The organism is Hymenobacter convexus (assembly GCF_030580955.1).
GTDB lineage: Bacteria > Bacteroidota > Bacteroidia > Cytophagales > Hymenobacteraceae > Hymenobacter.
The window spans coordinates 255,065-271,793 of record NZ_JAUQON010000003.1; the positions used below are offsets into that span (position 1 = coordinate 255,065).

General features: G+C 62.9%; 10 protein-coding genes. All 10 read right to left on the reverse strand.

Annotated elements, in window-relative coordinates:
* Positions 1 to 136: 136 nt before the first annotated feature.
* The 10 genes from Q4S41_RS07750 to Q4S41_RS07795 all read right to left on the reverse strand — a co-directional run bounded on the left by Q4S41_RS07750 (position 137) and on the right by Q4S41_RS07795 (position 16,683).
* On the reverse strand, positions 137 to 1,660 hold the full coding sequence (locus Q4S41_RS07750; protein WP_305030534.1) for a glycoside hydrolase family 32 protein: 1,524 nt from the start codon (positions 1,658 to 1,660) through the stop codon (positions 137 to 139).
* Between the two features lie 110 nt (positions 1,661 to 1,770).
* Entirely contained in the window at positions 1,771 to 2,670 is a 900-nt protein-coding gene (locus Q4S41_RS07755) for a carbohydrate kinase family protein (protein WP_305030535.1), read from the reverse strand.
* A gap of 297 nt (positions 2,671 to 2,967) precedes the next feature.
* The gene (locus Q4S41_RS07760) at positions 2,968 to 4,284 is read right to left on the reverse strand and encodes a sugar porter family MFS transporter (protein WP_305030536.1); all 1,317 of its coding nucleotides are present in this window, start codon (positions 4,282 to 4,284) and stop codon (positions 2,968 to 2,970) included.
* A 214-nt stretch (positions 4,285 to 4,498) separates the two neighbouring features.
* Positions 4,499 to 6,229 carry a RagB/SusD family nutrient uptake outer membrane protein gene (locus tag Q4S41_RS07765; protein ID WP_305030537.1) on the reverse strand — a complete coding sequence of 577 codons (1,731 nt, stop codon included), beginning with the start codon at positions 6,227 to 6,229 and terminating at the stop codon, positions 4,499 to 4,501.
* Between the two features lie 21 nt (positions 6,230 to 6,250).
* Positions 6,251 to 9,409 (reverse strand): SusC/RagA family TonB-linked outer membrane protein, encoded by a 3,159-nt coding sequence (locus Q4S41_RS07770; protein ID WP_305030538.1) that lies wholly within the window; start codon positions 9,407 to 9,409, stop codon positions 6,251 to 6,253.
* A 253-nt stretch (positions 9,410 to 9,662) separates the two neighbouring features.
* The gene (locus Q4S41_RS07775) at positions 9,663 to 12,446 is read right to left on the reverse strand and encodes a substrate-binding domain-containing protein (RefSeq protein ID WP_305030539.1); all 2,784 of its coding nucleotides are present in this window, start codon (positions 12,444 to 12,446) and stop codon (positions 9,663 to 9,665) included.
* Between the two features lie 147 nt (positions 12,447 to 12,593).
* Entirely contained in the window at positions 12,594 to 12,932 is a 339-nt protein-coding gene (locus tag Q4S41_RS07780) for a cupin domain-containing protein (protein ID WP_305030540.1), read from the reverse strand.
* Positions 12,933 to 12,997: 65 nt separating this feature from the next.
* Complete coding sequence (locus tag Q4S41_RS07785; protein WP_305030541.1) at positions 12,998 to 13,837, reverse strand: alpha/beta fold hydrolase; 840 nt, start codon at positions 13,835 to 13,837, stop codon at positions 12,998 to 13,000.
* Positions 13,838 to 13,852: 15 nt separating this feature from the next.
* Positions 13,853 to 14,293 (reverse strand): hypothetical protein, encoded by a 441-nt coding sequence (locus Q4S41_RS07790; RefSeq protein WP_305030542.1) that lies wholly within the window; start codon positions 14,291 to 14,293, stop codon positions 13,853 to 13,855.
* 110 nt (positions 14,294 to 14,403) lie between these two features.
* Positions 14,404 to 16,683: an aconitate hydratase gene (locus tag Q4S41_RS07795; protein ID WP_305030543.1), complete on the reverse strand. Its 2,280-nt coding sequence runs from the start codon at positions 16,681 to 16,683 to the stop codon at positions 14,404 to 14,406.
* Between the last annotated feature and the right edge of the window lie 46 nt (positions 16,684 to 16,729).

Below are 16,729 nucleotides of genomic sequence, written 5' to 3' on the forward strand. Positions count from 1 at the left end.
GCATACTTGCGTCTCGGCGGCCGCGCCGCTTGCATTCAACTGCAAGATGACGGCCAGCCGATGCGGACGGCGCGGTCCCGGCCGTTCAACGACGAGACGCAAGTATGCGTCTCTACCCGTTGCATGCAGCGCCGAATCAATTAACCGGCTTGGCGTTGGGTCCGGCCAGCTTGCTGTAGGTCAGCTCCTGCACCGTCAGGCCGCCGGCCGATTCCAGCTTGAGCGTGGTGAAGGCTTTGGTCGGAAAAAACAGTTCGGTGGCCACGCTCAGCCCGCCATCGGCAAACAGCTCGACCGACGTCGCGTCCACATACAGCGCCACGTCGGCGGCCGGCGCGGTGGCCAGGCGCGGCGTGACGTGCCGGCCCGCAAACTTGGGGCTGAAAGCCGCGGGGCCGGCCTTGGTGCGGTCGATGTAGTACTGCTTCGCTGCGGCATCGTAGCCGATGCGCAGCTCCTCACCGGCCGTGTTACCCAGCACCAGCGCGAAATCCTTCAGCTGTGCGGTGCTCATTTTCAGCGCGTACCGGTCGCCGCCGAAGTTGAGCTTGGTGCTCAGGTCCTGGGCGGTGGCGGTGGCTCTCACATCTTTCAGCGTGGTGGCGGGCTGGGCTATTTTGGCCACCTCCTTCACCGGCTGCGAGGTGAGGTAGATTTCCGAGCCCACCTGGCGCAGGCCCAGCTCGCGGGGCAGCGTCATGGCGTTGCGCCAGGGCGAGGTGGGCACCTGGTTGGCGTAATCCCAGTTGCTCATCCAGCCCAGAAAAATCCGGCGGGCTCCCGTGTTGGCCCAGGTCACGCCGGCGTAGTCGTCGGGGCCGTAGTCGGCCCACTTGGTCTTGTCGTTCAGGGGCGTGAATTTGTGTCCGTCGAAGCTGCCGATGAAGTACTGGGTGCCCGAGCCGCTGTTGGGGCCGCCGGGGTTCAGGTTCACGATGAGCACCCAGTGGGTTTTGCCGTTCAGCGTGAGCGGGAACAAATCGGGGCACTCCCACACGCCGCCGTGGGCGCCCAGCTTCTCGCCAAACTCGCTTTCTTTGGTCCAGCTTTTCAGGTTGGGCGAGGAGTAGAAGGTGATGCGGTCCTTGGTGGCCAGCGTCATTATCCACTTCTTGGCCACCTCGTTCCAGCTCACTTTCGGGTCGCGGAAATCCTGGATGCCGGGGTTGGGCAGCACGGGGTTGCCCGCGTATTTTGTCCAGGTTTTGCCGGCGTCGAGGCTGTAGGCCAGGCTTTGGTACTGATGCTTGTTGGTTTTCTTTTTCTCCTCGGGGTCGTTGTGGTGGGTGAAAATAGCCACCATCGCATTCTTCCCGAAGCCGGCTGTATTATTGGCATCAATCACCGCCGAACCCGAGAAAATCCAGCCCAGCTTATCCGGAAAAAGCGCGATGGCTTGCTCCTTCCAACTGGTTAAATCGGTGCTCGTGGCGTGGCCCCAGTGCATGGGGCCCCAGGTCATGCCATCGGGATAGTACTGGAAAAACAGGTGGTAGGTGCCCTGGTAATACACCATGCCATTGGGGTCGTTCATCCAGTGCGCGGCGGGCGAAAAGTGGTAGCCGGGCCGGTACTGCGGCGTGGCCGGCGGCACGGGCGCCTGCTGCGCGTAGGCGAGCAGATTGAGGCTAAAAAGGGCCGGGAGAAAAAGGCGTTTCATACGGGTGGGATGTAGCGTGGACTCTGCGAGTCCGCGCAGGCGTGGGTTGGTAGCAGTTCGTTCAAGGCGCGTCGTTCGGTGCGCGGACTCGCAGAGTCCACGCTACAGGCTTACGCCACGGCGGCCGTCATCAGCGCCCGCACATCAGCCTCCTCGAAGGCCGGCGTGGCACCCTGGTGCGTGGCCACCAGCGCCCCGGCGGCGCAGGCGAAGCGCAGCGCCGCCTCGGGCGCGTGGCCGGTGAGCCAGCAGCGGAGCAGCGCGGCCAGGAAGGCATCGCCGCTGCCGATGGTGTCCTGCACCTGCACGGGCACGCCGGGCGTGCGGTAGAGCTGGTTGTTGGCCCAGAGCATGGCGCCGTCGGCGCCGCAGGTCACGCACACCACTTGCAGGTCGAAGCGGGTGGCCAGCCACTGCATGGCGGCGGCATCGTCGGTTTCGGCCCCGAACCAGGCCATGATTTCGGCCAGCTCGTGGTGGTTCATTTTCACCATGTTGGCTTTGCCCAGCAGGTACTTCACCACCTCGCGGGTGTAGTGCGGCGGGCGCATGTTCACGTCAAACACCTTGAATTTGGCGGTTTCGAGCAGGCGGTACAGCGTTTCGCGGGTGCCGGCCTGCCGGGCGGCCAGGCTGCCGAACACGAAGGCATCGGCAGTGGCCACGGCGGCTTCCACATCGGCGTCGAAGTGGATGTAGTCCCAGGCCACGGGCTGCACTATCTTGTAGGTCACCTCGTTGGCGTCGTCCACGTTGGCCTTCACCACGCCGGTGAGGTGAGTTTTGCCCTGCTGGATGAGGCCGGTATCCACACCTTTCGACGCCACGAAATCGACCAGCTCGGTGCCCAGCTCGTCGTCGCCCACGCGGCTGATGAAGCGCACGGGCAAACCCAGCTGGTGCAGGTGCACGGCCACGTTGAAGGGCGCGCCGCCCGGCTGCTTGCCGGTGGGCAGGATGTCCCAGAGAATTTCGCCGAAGCAGGCAATGGTGGGCAGGGAAGTAGTCATGGACGGGGAAGGATTAGGGGCAAGGAATAATTCCGGTAGCGGCTGGCCGAACGGGGCCTTCAAAGGCGGCGGGCGCTACCCACCACAGCGCGCAGGCCGCCGGGCCCGCAAGTTCGGCCAGCCAACAGCCAGTTGGATTTGGGTTTGGTTTTGGTCTAATGTAGAACGGTCATGTTTACAAAACAGAACGTCATGCTGAGCGCAGTCGAAGCATCTCTACCGCAGTAGTAATTGATTGTGTTGCGCGGTAGAGATGCTTCGACTGCGCTCAGCATGACGGGCTGGGTTGATGTTCAATCAATGCAGCACCAGCACCTTATCGGCTTCTTCCAGCGTTTTGCCTTTGGTTTCGGGCATCAGCTTCCACACGTAGAGCAGCTGCAGCACCATCATGCCGCAGAAGAAGGCGAAGGTGTTGCCGCCGCCCAGCGCCTCGGTCAGCTTGGGGAAAATGAAGGTGATAACGGCCGCCAGCACCCAGTGCGTGCTCGAACCCAGCGCCTGCCCCTTGGCCCGCACCGCCGAGGGAAAAATCTCGGAAATAAATACCCAGATAACCGCGCCCTGCGAGAAAGCGAAGAAGGCAATGTAGCCGAACAGCAGCACCGGCACCGCCTCAAACTGCTGCGTGTAGAAGGCCCGCGCCACCAGCCCCAGCGTGAGAATCAGCCCCACGGAGCCCACCAGCATCAGCCGGCGCCGGCCGAACCGGTCGATGATGTTCACGGCCAGCAGCGTGAAGCAGAAGTTCACCAGTCCAATGCCAGCCGACGACAGCAGCGCCGCGCTTTGGCCCCGCCCGGTCATCTCGAAAATGCGCGGCGCGTAGTAGATGATGGCGTTGATGCCCGCCAGCTGGTTGAAGGCGGCGAAGAGGATGGCCAGCAGCACCGGCGGCCGGTACTGCGGCGCCCACAGCGACTCGCCCGGGCCCTGCTCGGCCGCATTAGCCACCAGAATGGTGCTGATGTTCTCATCAGCCGTTGCCGGGTCGATGCGCTCGAACACGGCGCGGGCGTCCTCGGTGCGGCCGTGGCGCAGCAGCCAGCGCGGGCTCTCCGGGATGCGGAACAACAAGAGAAAGAAGGCAATGGCTGGCACCGCCTGCACGCCCAGCATCCAGCGCCAGGCGTCGGGGCCAATGTCGCGCAGCAGGAAATTGCTCAGGTAAGCCAGCAGGATGCCGAACACCACGTTGAACTGGAACATGCCCACCATGCGGCCCCGCGAGGCCGGCGGCGACACCTCCGAGATGTAGAGCGGCGCTGTAACCGACGAAGCCCCCACCCCCAGCCCGCCCAAAAAGCGGAACACCATAAACGGCACCCAGCTCGGCGACAAGGCCGCGCCCACCGCCGACACGAGGTAGAGCACCGCAATCCAGACCAGGGTGCCGCGCCGCCCCAGGGCATCGCTCGGCACGCTGCCGAAGATGGCGCCCAGCACGGTGCCAATCAGGGCGATGGACATGGTGAGGCCGTGCTCGTAGGCGCTCAGGCCCCACAGCTTCTGAATGGACTCTTCGGCCCCGGAAATCACGGCCGTGTCGAAGCCGAACAGCAGGCCGCCCAGCGCCACCACTATCGACCAGAAGAATACGTTGCGGTTTTTCACAAGCGGATGTTTTTGAGGGTAGAACGATTGGTTGTTAACGAAATATTTTGGAGTCGGTGTCGTCACTGAACGTCATGCTGAGCGTAGCGCAGCGGAGTCGAAGCATCTCGCTCGGGGCAGTAATCAAATTCGTTGAACGATTGGATTAGTGGCGGCACGCGAGATGCTTCGGCTGCGCTCAGCATGACGTTCTTGTAAATGCGTCAGGCCTCCCCTACCAGCCCGGGTTCTGCTGATAAAGCCCTTTGGTGAAGTTGATTTGGTTTTGCGGGATGGGCAGGTACTCGTCGCGGCCGCGAGTGAAGCGGGCGTCCTGCAGGTACTGGCGCTTGGTTTTTTCCTGGTTGAGGTAGGCGGTCAGGTAGTCGGCGGCGATACCCCAGCGCACGAGGTCGAAGAAGCGGTTGCCTTCCATGGCCAGTTCCAGGCGGCGCTCGTAGCGCAGGGCCTGGCGGGCGTAGGCCTGCGTCCAGTTGGTGCTGGGGTAGAGGCCGATGCGGTAGTTGGAGGTGGGCAGGCCGGTGCTCTGGCGCAGCAGGCCGGTGCTATTCTGGGCGCGCTGGCGGATTTGGTTGATGAGGGGCAGCGCGTCGGCGGCGCGGTTGAGCTCAATCAGAGCCTCGGCCTTCCAGAGCAGCACGTCGGCGTAGCGGATAATGGCCCAGTTCTTCGACGAGCTCATGAACGGCGGCTCCTTCTGGAAGCTCGGGTCGTTGGGCCCCACGTTCTCCTTCATCGACATGAAGTAGCCGTAGATGCCCGGCACCCGCACCCAGGCCTGCTGAAACACAAAGCCCGGGTCGTACTTCCACGGGTGGCCGGGGATGGCCACCGTGTGGTCGAGGCGCGGGTCCACGCTGTTCACGGTGAAGTCGACGCCGCTCACCAAATCGCCGCTGGTGTTGAAGGTGGTGAAGAGCGGCAGGCCGTTGGCGTCGGTTTTGAAGGAGTTCACCAGGTTCTGGCTGGGCTGGTGGAAGCCGCAGCAGCCAAACTCGGCATTCATGGGGTAGTTCAGCTTGTTGCCCTGCTGAATACGGCCCTTGGGCGTGCCGTCATTCTTCGAAAACTGGATGGCAAAAACCGACTCCGCGCCGTTGTCGTGGTTCGACTGGAAGTTGAAGGCGAAGTCCGGGTACAGCGAGTAGCGGCCGGAGCTAATGACCTCATCCGTGAGGCGCACCACGTCCTGGAGCTTGGCCTGGTCCACGCCGGTCACCTGGTGGCTGGCGTCCTGGGTGTAGGCCTGAAACAGCAGCGTTTTGGCCAAGTAGGCCTTGGCGGCCAGCTGGTTGGCACGGCCTACTTCGGGCTGGTTGGCGGGCACGTTATCGACGGCAAACTGGAAGTCGGCGGCAATTTTGTCCCAGAGCTGCTGGCTGCTCAGGGCTACATTCGAAACGTTGCCGTACTCGGCCACGTCCACCGTTTCGTCGATGTAGGGCACGCGGTCGAACAACTCCTTCAGGATGAAGTAGAAGTGGCCGCGCAGGAAGCGCATTTCGCCCTGGCGCACCTTGCGGGTGGGCATGGCGGCATCGGAAATGGCGTTGAGGCGGCGCAGGGCATCGTTGGCGCGGCCGATGCCGATGTAGAGGCGGAACCACACCTCATCGGTGTTACCGATGTCGGGCCGGTTGTAGCTGAAGGTTTCGTAGAAGTGGAAGGCGTCCACGTCGCCGGTGCCGCCGCCGCCCTTGTAGGCGTCGCCGGCGCGCAGGTTGCCGTAGGGCCACAGGGAGGTGTAGGGCGCCGTGAAGCCGTCGTTGCCAAGAGCCGAGTAGGCCGCGATGCACTGCTTGTCAATGTTTTCCGCCGTATTAATCTGCTCGTCGCTGATGGCGCCGCGCGGCGGCACGTCCAGAAATTCCTTATCGTTGCAGGAAGTGGCGAGGCCCAGCGTGAGCAGCGAGCAAGCTAGGGCGAAGTGTTTAAACGTTTTCATAATGAAGACGATGGGCGGGATTTAGAAGGAAATATTGAGGCCCGTGGTGAACGTGACCGGGATGGGGTAGCCGAAGGTTTGCACTTCGGGGTCGGGGGCGGTGTAGGCGCCGTCGCCTTTTTTCTGGTAGAAGGCCAGCAGGTTCTGGCCCTGCACGTAGACGCGCGCCTGCGTCATGCGTAGCTTGCTAATCAGGCCGGCGGGCAGGCTATAGCCGAGCTGCACGTTACGCAGCTTCAGGTAGGAGCCGTTTTCGAGGAAGTAGGTGGAGGTGCGGCCCTCGTTGTTGTTGTTGATGAGCGACACGGCCGGGATGTTCGAGTCGGGGTTGGCGGGCGTCCAAGCGTCGAGGGTGCGCTGGCCCCAGTTTTCGCCCGAGGTCAGCGACGAAAAGTCGGTGCGAAACTTGGTGTCGCTGTACACTTTCAGGCCCTGCACGCCCTGCAGAAACACCTGCACATCAAAGCCTTTGTAGCTGGCGCCCAGGTTCAGGCCGTAGCTAAAGTCGGGGTTGCCGTTCGAAATCCAGGTCTGGTCCTTGGCGTCGATTTTGCCGTCGCCGTTCAGGTCCTGGTAGCGGATGCGGCCCAGGCCCTTGCCGGTTTGAGTGGGCGAGTTGGTCACCTCCTCGGCCGTGCGGAACAGGCCGTCCGTCACGTAGCCGAACACCGAGCCGATGGAGCGGCCCAGAATGGTCTGGTCCTGGCCGTTGCCGCCGTAGGCGTTCACGGCCGCGGCCGGCAGGTAGGTCACCTCGTTGCGGTAGCTGGATAGGTTGCCGGAGATATTGAACGCCAAGTCGTTGCTCAGCTTTTTCTGGTAGTTGAGCAGGAATTCCCAGCCCTTGTTGCGCAGCGAGGCGCCGTTGATGAACTGGCCGCCGCCCTCGCCTACCACGGCCGGGTACGGCAGGTTCACCAGAATGTCCTTGGTGTTTTTCACGAAGTAGTCGACCGAGCCCGAGAGCTGGTTTTCCAGGAAGCCGAAGTCCACGCCCAGGTTGGTTTGGCTGGTGGTTTCCCACTTCAGCCGGTCGTTGCCCTGCTGGAAGCGCTGGAAGCCCGAGGGCAGCAGGCCGCTCTTGTTGCCGTTGATGTCGTAGGCCGTGCCGGTGTCGGGGTCCCAGGTGGGGTCCGAGCCGTAGTTGGGGCGGTAGAGGCTGCGGGCGGCGTTGTAGGCAATGTCTTGGTTACCAGTTTGTCCCCAGCCGGCGCGCAGCTTGAAATCCGACACAAACCGGGCGTTGTCCTTGATGAAGCCCTCCTCGCTCAGGCGCCAGCCCGCCGACACGGCCGGGAACAAACCAAACTGGTTGTCCTTGCCGAAGCGCGACGAGCCGTCGCGGCGCAAAGTGGCCGAAACCAGGTATTTATCGGCAAACGCGTAGTTGATTTTGCCGAAGTACGAGGCCAGCCGGTAGGCCGACGAATAGCCGCCGTTGTTCTGCACGCCGGTGCCGGCGTCGAGGTACATGAAGTTGGGGTCGGTGATGGCGAAGCCGGTGCGCGTGGCAAAGGTTTCCTCGTAGTCGTAGCTGATGCGCTCGGTGCCGGCCAGGAAGTCGATTTGGTTGCGGCCCAGCGTCAGGTTGTAGTTCAAGGTGTTCTGCCACACCCAGTTGCCAAACACGCGGCTAGTGTTGCTCACCCGGCTTTCGGGGTTGTTGAGGTAGCCCGATTTGTAGGGCTTGTACATGCCCCGGAAGGTGAACAGGTTGTAATCGAGCCCGAAGCTGCTGCGCAGGTGCAGGCCCTTCACCACCTCCAAATCGGCGAAGAAGTTGCCGAAGGCGCGGTTGTTGTAGGCCTTGTTCTGGCGGTTGTCTTCCAGAATGCGGACGGGGTTGTTGCGGTCGGCAATGCCCGACACGGGGCCGCCCCAGCCCACGCCGTCCACGGTGCGCACCGGCACAATGGGCAGGCTGAGCACGGCCAGGCCGCGGGCCTGCCGGTCTTCGCCGTAGGTCTGCATGTTGCGCACCAGCGTCAGGTTTTCGCCCACCTTCAGCCGCCCGCCGAAGAAGTTGTAATCAGAATTGATGCGCCCCGTAAAGCGCTCAAATTCAGAATATTTGATGACACCCTTGTTGTCGAAGTAATTCAGCGACACCAGCGCGCCGCCTTTCTCGCCGCCGGTGCTCAGGTTCAGGTTGTAGCTCTGCGCCAGCGAGTTCTGCTGAATCTCGTTGAACCAGTTGGTATCGGCCGCGCGCTGGGTCTGGTCGGGGCCGATGAATTCGGGCACGATGACGCGGTCGAGCACCGGCCGGCCGCTGGCGTCGTTGTGCTGCTGGTAGGTATAGAGCTGGGTGGGCGGCGTCACGCCGTCGTTGATGGCCGCCTGCCACAGCACCCGGCCGTACTGCTCGGTGTTCAGCAATTTGGGCTGCTTGCCGGGCCCCTGAAAGGTGAAAAAGGTGTTGAAATCGACCTTGTTCACGCCCTTCTTGGCGCGCTTGGTGGTGATGATAATCACGCCGTTGCCGGCCCGCGAGCCGTAGATGCTGGCCGCCGAGGCATCCTTCAGGACCTGAATGCTCTCAATGTCGTTCTGGTTAATCTGGTTGATGCCATCCTTGGTCGGAATGCCATCGATGACATAGAGCGGGTCGTTATTCCCCAGCGTGCCGATGCCGCGGATGCGCACCGACACGTTGCCGTCGGGCGCGCCGTCGGTGGTGATGTTCACGCCCGGCACGCGGCCTTGCAGGTTGCGGGCCACGTTGTTGGAGGGCAGGTCCTTCACCTCGTCCACCTTCACCACGGCCACGGCGCCGGTCAGGTCGGCCTTCTTCTGGGTCTGGTAGCCGGTCACCACAATTTCGTCGAGCTCGGCGGCGTCGTTGGCCAGCTGCACCGCGAAGGTGGCCTGCGTACCCATCGCAATTTCCTGGGTTTTGTAGCCCACGAAGGACAGCACCAGCGTGGCGTTGTCGGGCGCGGTGAGGGCAAAGCTGCCGTCGGGGCCGGTGGTGGTGCCCAGCGAAGTGCCCTTCACGAGCACGGTCACGCCGGGCAGGCCAGCGCCTTTCTCATCGGTCACACGGCCCGAAATGGGGCGGTCGGCGGCGGGCGCCAGGGCGGCCGGATGGGCGGCGGGCGCCTCCGTGGCCAGGGCCGGGCCGCCGGCCAGCAGCGCCACCAGCGCCGCCTGCGGGAGAGTGGATAGTAGTTTGTTCATGCGATTTTGAGTGGGATTGAAAGAGCAGGAATCGTTTGCAGCGCCCTGGCATCGGAAAGCCGGCCGCTGATTGATGACCCAAATGTCCGCCGCCCCCCAACGGAGGGCTTGCTCAATCCTCTCAAAAACGTTTACTATCCGTTCATCTCTTCAAAATAGAATCAAACTGCTGATTAATAAATAATTAACAAACTGCAAACGTTTGGGGAAAGCCCGCCGCTTGCACTCTCGTTACCTCACTTTCACTATCCGTTCATTCCACCGGCGTGGTGTGCAGGGCCCGATACTCGGAGGGCGAAATCTGGTAACGTCCCTTGAAGCTGGTGGAGAAGTAGGACGGCGAATTGAACCCCAGCTGGTAGGCCACCTCGGCAATGGTGAGCGAATCGTCGAGCAGCAGCTGCCGCGCTTTGGTGAGGCGAATGCTCTGCACGAAGTCCGTGGGGCTGGTGCCGAGTACGGCCTTCACCTTGCGGTAGAGCTGCACCCGCGAGATGCCCAGGCTGCGGGCCACGTCCTCCACGCTCAGGTCGGCGCGGTCGAGGTTGGCCTCGATGATGGCGGTGAGGTCGGCCAGGAATTTCTGGTCGACGCGCTGGGTGGGGGCCACGGTGGCGGTGTCCACGCTCAGCTCGCGGCGGAAATGCTCGCGCAGCCGGTCGCGGTTGCCGAGCAGGGTGCGCAGGCTTTCGAGCAGGAAGGTGGGGTTGAAGGGCTTGGTGAGGTAGAGGTCGGCGCCGGCCTGCACGCCCTCCACCTGCTGCTCGGGCGCCGAGCGGGCCGTGAGCAGCACGATGGGAATGTGCGAGGTGCGCCAGTCGCCCTTGAGCTGGGCCACCACCTCCAGCCCGCTGATTTCGGGCAGCATCACGTCGCACACGATGAGGTCGGGAATAAGCTCGGCGGCCAGGCGCAGGCCGGTGCTGCCGTCCAGGGCGGTGTGCACCTGGAAGTGCGGCCGCAGCTTCTGGGCCAGGAAGGCGTTCACCTCCTCGTTGTCCTCAATCACCAGAACCAACGCGTCGCGCCCCTCGCCGGTGGCAAAGCCGGCGGCCGGTGCTTCGGCCACGGCCGGCGGCGGGGCGGCCACCATTTCCTCGTCCTGTGCCAGCCCCGGCGCCACGGGCAGGGCCGCGGCCGGCGCCAGCATTCCAGCCGGCAGCGTGCGGGGCAGGGTCACCACGAAGGTGCTCCCCTGCCCCGCCTGGCTGGTGAACGTGAGCTGGCCCTGGTGCAAGCGCGTGAGCCCTAGGGCCAACGCCAGCCCCATGCCCGAGCCCTGCGCCCCCGGCTGCTGCCCCTGGTAAAACCACTCGAAAATGTGGGCCCGGTCCTGCTCGCTGATGCCGCGGCCGGTGTCTTCCACGCTCACGCGCACGCTGTTTTCGGCCGGCACGGGCTGGAGGCTGACGGTAATCTGGCCGCGCTCGGGTGTGAATTTCAAGGCGTTGGCCAGCAGGTTGAACAGCACCTTGTCGAGGATGTTCACGTCGAAGGGCAGCGTCATCACCGGCTCGGCGGGCAGGAAGCGCAGGGCCACGCCCTTTTGCCGGGCGGGCTTCTCGAAGGCATCGAGGATGTCGCGCACGAAGGCCACGAGGTTGCCCTCGGTGGCGCGCACGGGCATCTTGCCCACGTCGATTTTGCGGAAGTCCATGAGCTGGTTCACCAGGCGCAGCAGGCGCTGGGCGTTGCGGCGCACCAGGCCCAGGTCGTGGCGGTGGGCGGCGGTGAAGTCGGCCCCGCTGGTCAGCATTTCCTCCACCGGCCCCAGAATGAGGGTGAGCGGGGTGCGCAGCTCGTGCGAGAAGTTGGTGAAGAAGCGCAGCTTGGCCTCGGTTTCGACCTTGGCTTGCTCGGCAAACTCCTGAATCTGGTTGCGCTGGGAGCGGATTTCGTCGTTCTGCCCGGCCAGCACCCGCGTGATGCGGCGGTTGGCGCGCAGGGCCCGCCACACCAGCAGGGCCAACGCGGCGGCCACTAGCAGCGCCCCGGCCAGCACGTAGAGCACCGTTTGCTGGCTGGCGTAGGTGTCGCGCTGCTGCTGCAGCAGCCGCTGCTGCCGCTGAATGTCCTGCTGCTGGGCGGCCAGCTGCTCAGTTTGCATCTTCATGGTCAGCACGTTGGTCGAGTCGATGACCATCGTGCCCAGCACGTTTTCCTTGGCGTAGGGCCGGCGCTGCAAGATGTTCATGGCCGTGCGAATGGCCTCCTCGCCGCCCGGCGGATAAAGCAGCGTGGCCGTAAGCACGCCGTCCTGCACAAACTGAATGCCGCCCTGCGGGCCCGACAGCCCATCTACGCCCACCACCCGCACGCGGCGGTCGAGCCCCAGCTGCTTGCACACCTGGTAGGCGCCCAGGGCCATGCGGTCGTTGTGGGCAAAAATCAGGTTCACCTCGGGGTGGGCGCGCAGCACGCGGGGCAGGTTCTGCACCACCGAGGGCCGTTTCCAGTCGCCCTGCACCTGCGCCACCAGGCGGATGCCGGGGTAGGCGGCCAGCGCGGCGGCCAGGCCCTGGTGGCGGTCCACGGCCGGTGAGGCCCCGGCCAGGCCCTGGATTTCCAGCACGTTGCCGCGCCCATCAAGCAGGTTGCCGATATAGCGGCCGGCGGCGCGGCCCACCTCCAGGTTGTTGCCGCCCACGTAGGCGGTGTAAAGTTTGGAAGTAGTGCGGCGGTCGAGTATCACCACCGGAATGCCGCGGTTAAAGGCTTCCTCCACCACCGGCGTCACCGGCTCGGCCTCGTTGGCCGACACGATGAGCAGGTCGATGCCTTCCTTGAGAAACTCGCGAATCTGCTGCTGCTGGCGGCGGCTGTCGTCGCGGGCGTCCTTCAGCCGGAACGTGACGTTGGGGTAGAAGCTCAGCTCCTTTTGCATGCCCGCCAGCATGGCCCGGCGCCAGGCGTCGCCGGTGGTGCACTGCGAAAAGCCAATAACGTAGTGCCGCGGCGCAGCAGCCCGCACCGGGCCGAGCGCGCCCAGCAGTGCGCAGCCCATCAACAGGCAAATGATTCGGAGAGCCTTCTTCATGCAACCACAGTAAAGCCGGCGAAGCAATGGCTGCTACCGATTCGCCCATGATTTTCAGGCAGCAGAATAACAAATTTAATACATCGCCCTGCAGCTGCCGACTGCCAATTTTTCGATGCTTGGCATCGCCTTCCTCAGCACCTGCTATCAGGTGGTCACCCGGTCGCCGTGGGCTTTCGGTTCCGAAATCACCAGAAAATGCAGGTCTTCTGCTTCCTGGTTGGCAATGCGGTGCGGCGTGCCCGGCGGGATGTGCAGGCTTTCCTGCGCCGCCACCCGCACCGTCTCCTCCCCTACTTCAAACGTCGCTTCGCCCGCCAAAACGAAAAACACCTGCTGCGCCCGCGCGTGGTAGTGCCGCTGCTCGGCCGTGCCCGGCGGGATGCGCTCCTGAATGACGCTCAGCGAGTCGCTTTTTAATAAGTGCCAGCCGTCGCAGGCGGCACCCCAGGTGTAGTGCTTGGCGGTGCGGGTGGAGGTTTTCATGGGCGAAAGCTATTATCCGAACGCTCGGCATAACGTTCCTTTTTAATCCTTTAATTCTTGATTCGTTAGTGTGCTGGTGACCGCACGGTTTTCGCCCGAAAGAACTCATCCGTTTTCCGGTTAAACTCGTCCGCGTGTTCCTGCAAGGTAGCGTGGCCGCTATCCGGCACCAGCCACAGCCAAGCGCGAGGCAGGCTTTGGTAAATGGCCACCGTGTGCTCGGGCCGAATCACGTCCCGGTCGCCGGCAATGATGAAGGCCGGCACCTGCACGCGCCGCAAGGCCGCCAGCGGAATATTGGGTTGAAACACATCCAGGCAAAACACTTTCCAGTCATTCTTTCGCTTGGGGTCAGTGAAAACAACGTTCCGGTTTTCCTGATAGCCGCGTTGCTGTTGCCGCCACAGGCTGGGCATGAGCGCCGTCGAGTCGGGCCAGAGGTTGGCGCCGGTGGCCACCAGCTTCTTCACCTTTTCGGGGTGGCGCATGGCCAGCACCAGCGCGTTGATGCCGCCATCGCTCCACCCCATCACATAGACCGAATCGATGCGCAGGCTGGTGAGCAGGCCGGCAAAGTCGTCGGCCATCATTTCGAAGCTCAGCGAGTCGCCGGGGTCCACTGATTTGCCGTGCGCCCGGCTGTCCACGGCAATAACACGGTAGCGCCGGGCGAAATAGGGAATGTTCTTCGCCCAGGCCGAGATGTTGTCGCCGTTGCCATGAATCAGGAGCAGCGGCGGGCCCTGGCCGTAGGTTTCGTAGTAGAGCTTCACGCCGCGCACCAGCTGGTAGTGCCCGGCGGCGGGGTTGTGGCCGTAGGGCGGGGTAGGTTGGGCGGCGGCGAGGTTGCTGAATAGCAGAATGAAAAATACCAACGCCCTATTCATCGAAAATCTAGGCATCATTCTTACTTCACGATTTTATGGTTTTGCTTTTCTTCGGAAGTAAGTAAAAACCAATACGCCACCCTTACCCTCTTGGCCTATTTCATAAAACAGGTTATTATTCACCCAAGCTACTGGACTTGTAAATGGTTGACTAATACGCGTACGAGTGTCGTTATAGTCAAGCATCAACTCTGCTTCTGTTAGTTTCCAAACACCTGCGCTTTTCACTCCATCTTGGCTTTGGTAGAATTTACCATCGGCAGTGAATACAAAAAAATCACTATGCTTGGCATAGTAATCATTACCCTGACATCTTCCCGTTGTATCTATTTTCTCCACACCAATGCAGTGGTTCCAAGCTCCAACTAGCAGTTGACGCCGCTTAGCAAGCAGGTCTTGGCTAAAAGCAAACTGGCTTTGAAAAAACAAAAGGCCGACAAGTAATGGGAATTTAAACTGCCGCAATTCAGCCATGACCACCAAAAATTAGATTCAATCAAATCTAACACCGATTAAGCATAACCAAAATGGCCGCCCCAGATTTCTCTAAGGCGGCCGTGGCTTGAGCTACAGGCTGACGGCAGTTATACCGTCTGGCCAGCTTCTTTCAGGCGAATCAAATTCAACGCGGAACCCGCCTTAAACCACTCAATCTGGCCCTCGTTGTAGGTGTGGTTGAGGGTGATGAGGTCGGTGTCGCCGTCGGCGTGGTGCAGGCGGGCCTGCAGGGGCTGGCCGGGCGTGAAGGTGGTCAGGCCGAGGATGTCGATGGTGTCGCCTTCCTCAATCAGGTCGTAGTCGGCCTTGTTGGCGAAGGTGAGGCCGAGCATGCCCTGCTTCTTGAGGTTGGTTTCGTGAATACGGGCGAAGCTCTTCACAATCACGGCGCGCACGCCGAGGTGGCGGGGCTCCATGGCTGCGTGTTCGCGCGAGGAGCCTTCGCCGTAGTTCTCGTCGCCAATCACCACGGTGCCGATGCCCTGGCTCTTGTACGAGCGGGCCGACTGCGGCACGGTGGTGTAGCCGTCGCCCTGCACCGCGAAGTTGCGCACCGAGTTGGCCTCGCCGTTGAAGGCGTTGGTGGCCCCGATGAGCATGTTGTTCGAGATGTTGTCGAGGTGGCCGCGGTACTTCAGCCACGGGCCGGCCATCGAAATATGGTCCGTCGTGCACTTGCCCTGGGCCTTGATGAGCAGACGCAGGCCCATCAAATCGGTACCTTCCCAAGCCTTGAAGGGCTCCAGCAGCTCCAGACGGTCGGAGGTGGGGTTCACCAGTACCTGCACCGTGCTGCCATCGGCGGCGGGCGCCTGGAAGCCGGCATCCTCCACGGCGAAACCACGGGGCGGCATTTCCACACCCTGGGGCTCGTCGAGCTTCACGGGGCCGTTGGTGCCTTGCAGGGTATCGGTGAGGGGGTTAAAGGTCAAATCTCCGGCGATGGCGAAGGCGGTCACGATTTCGGGCGACGCCACGAAGGCGTGGGTGTTCGGGTTGCCGTCGTTGCGCTTGGCAAAGTTGCGGTTGAAGCTCGTGATGATGGAGTTCTTGCGCTTGGGGTCGTCGGTGTGGCGGGCCCACTGGCCGATGCACGGACCGCAGGCGTTGGCCAGCACCACGCCGCCCATGTCGGCGAAGGTGTCGAGGAGGCCGTCGCGGGCCACGGTGTAGCGCACCAGCTCCGAGCCGGGCGTGATGGTGAACTCGGCGTTCACGGTCAGGCCCTTTTCCACGGCCTGCTTGGCGATGCTGGCGGCGCGGGTGATGTCCTCGTAGCTCGAGTTGGTGCACGAGCCAATCAGGCCCACTTCCAGCTTCTCGGGCCAGCCGTGCTCTTTCACGGCGGCGGCAAACTGCGAGATGGGCCAAGCGGCGTCCGGCGTGAACGGCCCGTTCACGTAGGGCTCCAGCGTGTTGAGGTCGATTTCGATGAGCTGGTCGTAGAACTTGGCCGGGTCGGCGTACACCTCGTCGTCGGCGCGCAGGTGCTGGCGCACGGCGGCGGCGGCTTCGGCAATCTCGGCGCGGCCGGTGCCGCGCAGGTAGTCGCCCATTTTCTCGTCGTAGGAGAACACCGACGTGGTGGCGCCGATTTCAGCGCCCATGTTGCAGATGGTGCCTTTGCCGGTGGCCGAGAGGCTCTCGGCGCCCTCGCCGAAGTACTCCACGATGGCGCCGGTGCCGCCCTTCACGGTCAGGATGCCGGCCACGCGCAGAATCACGTCTTTGGCCGAGGTCCAGCCGTTCATTTTGCCGGTCAGTTTCACGCCGATGACTTTCGGGAATTTCAATTCCCAGGCCATGCCGGCCATCACGTCCACGGCGTCGGCGCCGCCCACGCCGATGGCCACCATGCCCAGGCCGCCCGCGTTGGGGGTGTGCGAGTCGGTGCCAATCATCATGCCGCCGGGGAAGGCGTAGTTTTCGAGCACCACCTGGTGGATGATGCCGGCGCCGGGCTTCCAGAAACCGATGCCGTATTTGTTGGAAACCGAGGCCAGGAAGTCGTACACTTCCTTGTTTTCAGAGTTGGCTTCGGCCAGGTCGGCGGTGGCGCCGTCTTTGGCCTGAATGAGGTGGTCGCAGTGCACGGTGCTGGGCACGGCGGCCGTGGCCTTGCCGGCCTGCATGAACTGGAGCAGCGCCATTTGGGCGGTGGCGTCCTGCATGGCCACGCGGTCGGGGGCGAAATCGACGTAGGAAACGCCGCGCTCATAAGCCTGCTTTACTTCGCCGCCGTAGAGGTGGGCGTAGAGAATTTTCTCGGTGAGGGTGAGCGGGCGCGCCACGGCGGCGCGGGCCGCCTCGATGCGGGAACCCATGCCGGCGTACACGGCGCGAATCATTTCCAGGTCGAAAGCCATAGGATGCGTGTTATTATAAAGAGTGGTGGCGCAAATGTAGCACTCC

Excerpts from the sequence above, each read along its gene's own strand:
- Q4S41_RS07790 (WP_305030542.1), bottom strand. The coding sequence starts at position 14,293 with ATGGCTGAATTGCGGCAGTTTAAATTCCCATTACTTGTCGGCCTTTTG.
- Q4S41_RS07770 (WP_305030538.1), bottom strand. The coding sequence starts at position 9,409 with ATGAACAAACTACTATCCACTCTCCCGCAGGCGGCGCTGGTGGCGCTG.
- Q4S41_RS07780 (WP_305030540.1), bottom strand. The coding sequence starts at position 12,932 with ATGAAAACCTCCACCCGCACCGCCAAGCACTACACCTGGGGTGCCGCC.
- Q4S41_RS07750 (WP_305030534.1), bottom strand. The coding sequence starts at position 1,660 with ATGAAACGCCTTTTTCTCCCGGCCCTTTTTAGCCTCAATCTGCTCGCC.
- Q4S41_RS07765 (WP_305030537.1), bottom strand. The coding sequence starts at position 6,229 with ATGAAAACGTTTAAACACTTCGCCCTAGCTTGCTCGCTGCTCACGCTG.
- Q4S41_RS07775 (WP_305030539.1), bottom strand. The coding sequence starts at position 12,446 with ATGAAGAAGGCTCTCCGAATCATTTGCCTGTTGATGGGCTGCGCACTG.
- Q4S41_RS07795 (WP_305030543.1), bottom strand. The coding sequence starts at position 16,683 with ATGGCTTTCGACCTGGAAATGATTCGCGCCGTGTACGCCGGCATGGGT.
- Q4S41_RS07755 (WP_305030535.1), bottom strand. The coding sequence starts at position 2,670 with ATGACTACTTCCCTGCCCACCATTGCCTGCTTCGGCGAAATTCTCTGG.
- Q4S41_RS07785 (WP_305030541.1), bottom strand. The coding sequence starts at position 13,837 with ATGATGCCTAGATTTTCGATGAATAGGGCGTTGGTATTTTTCATTCTG.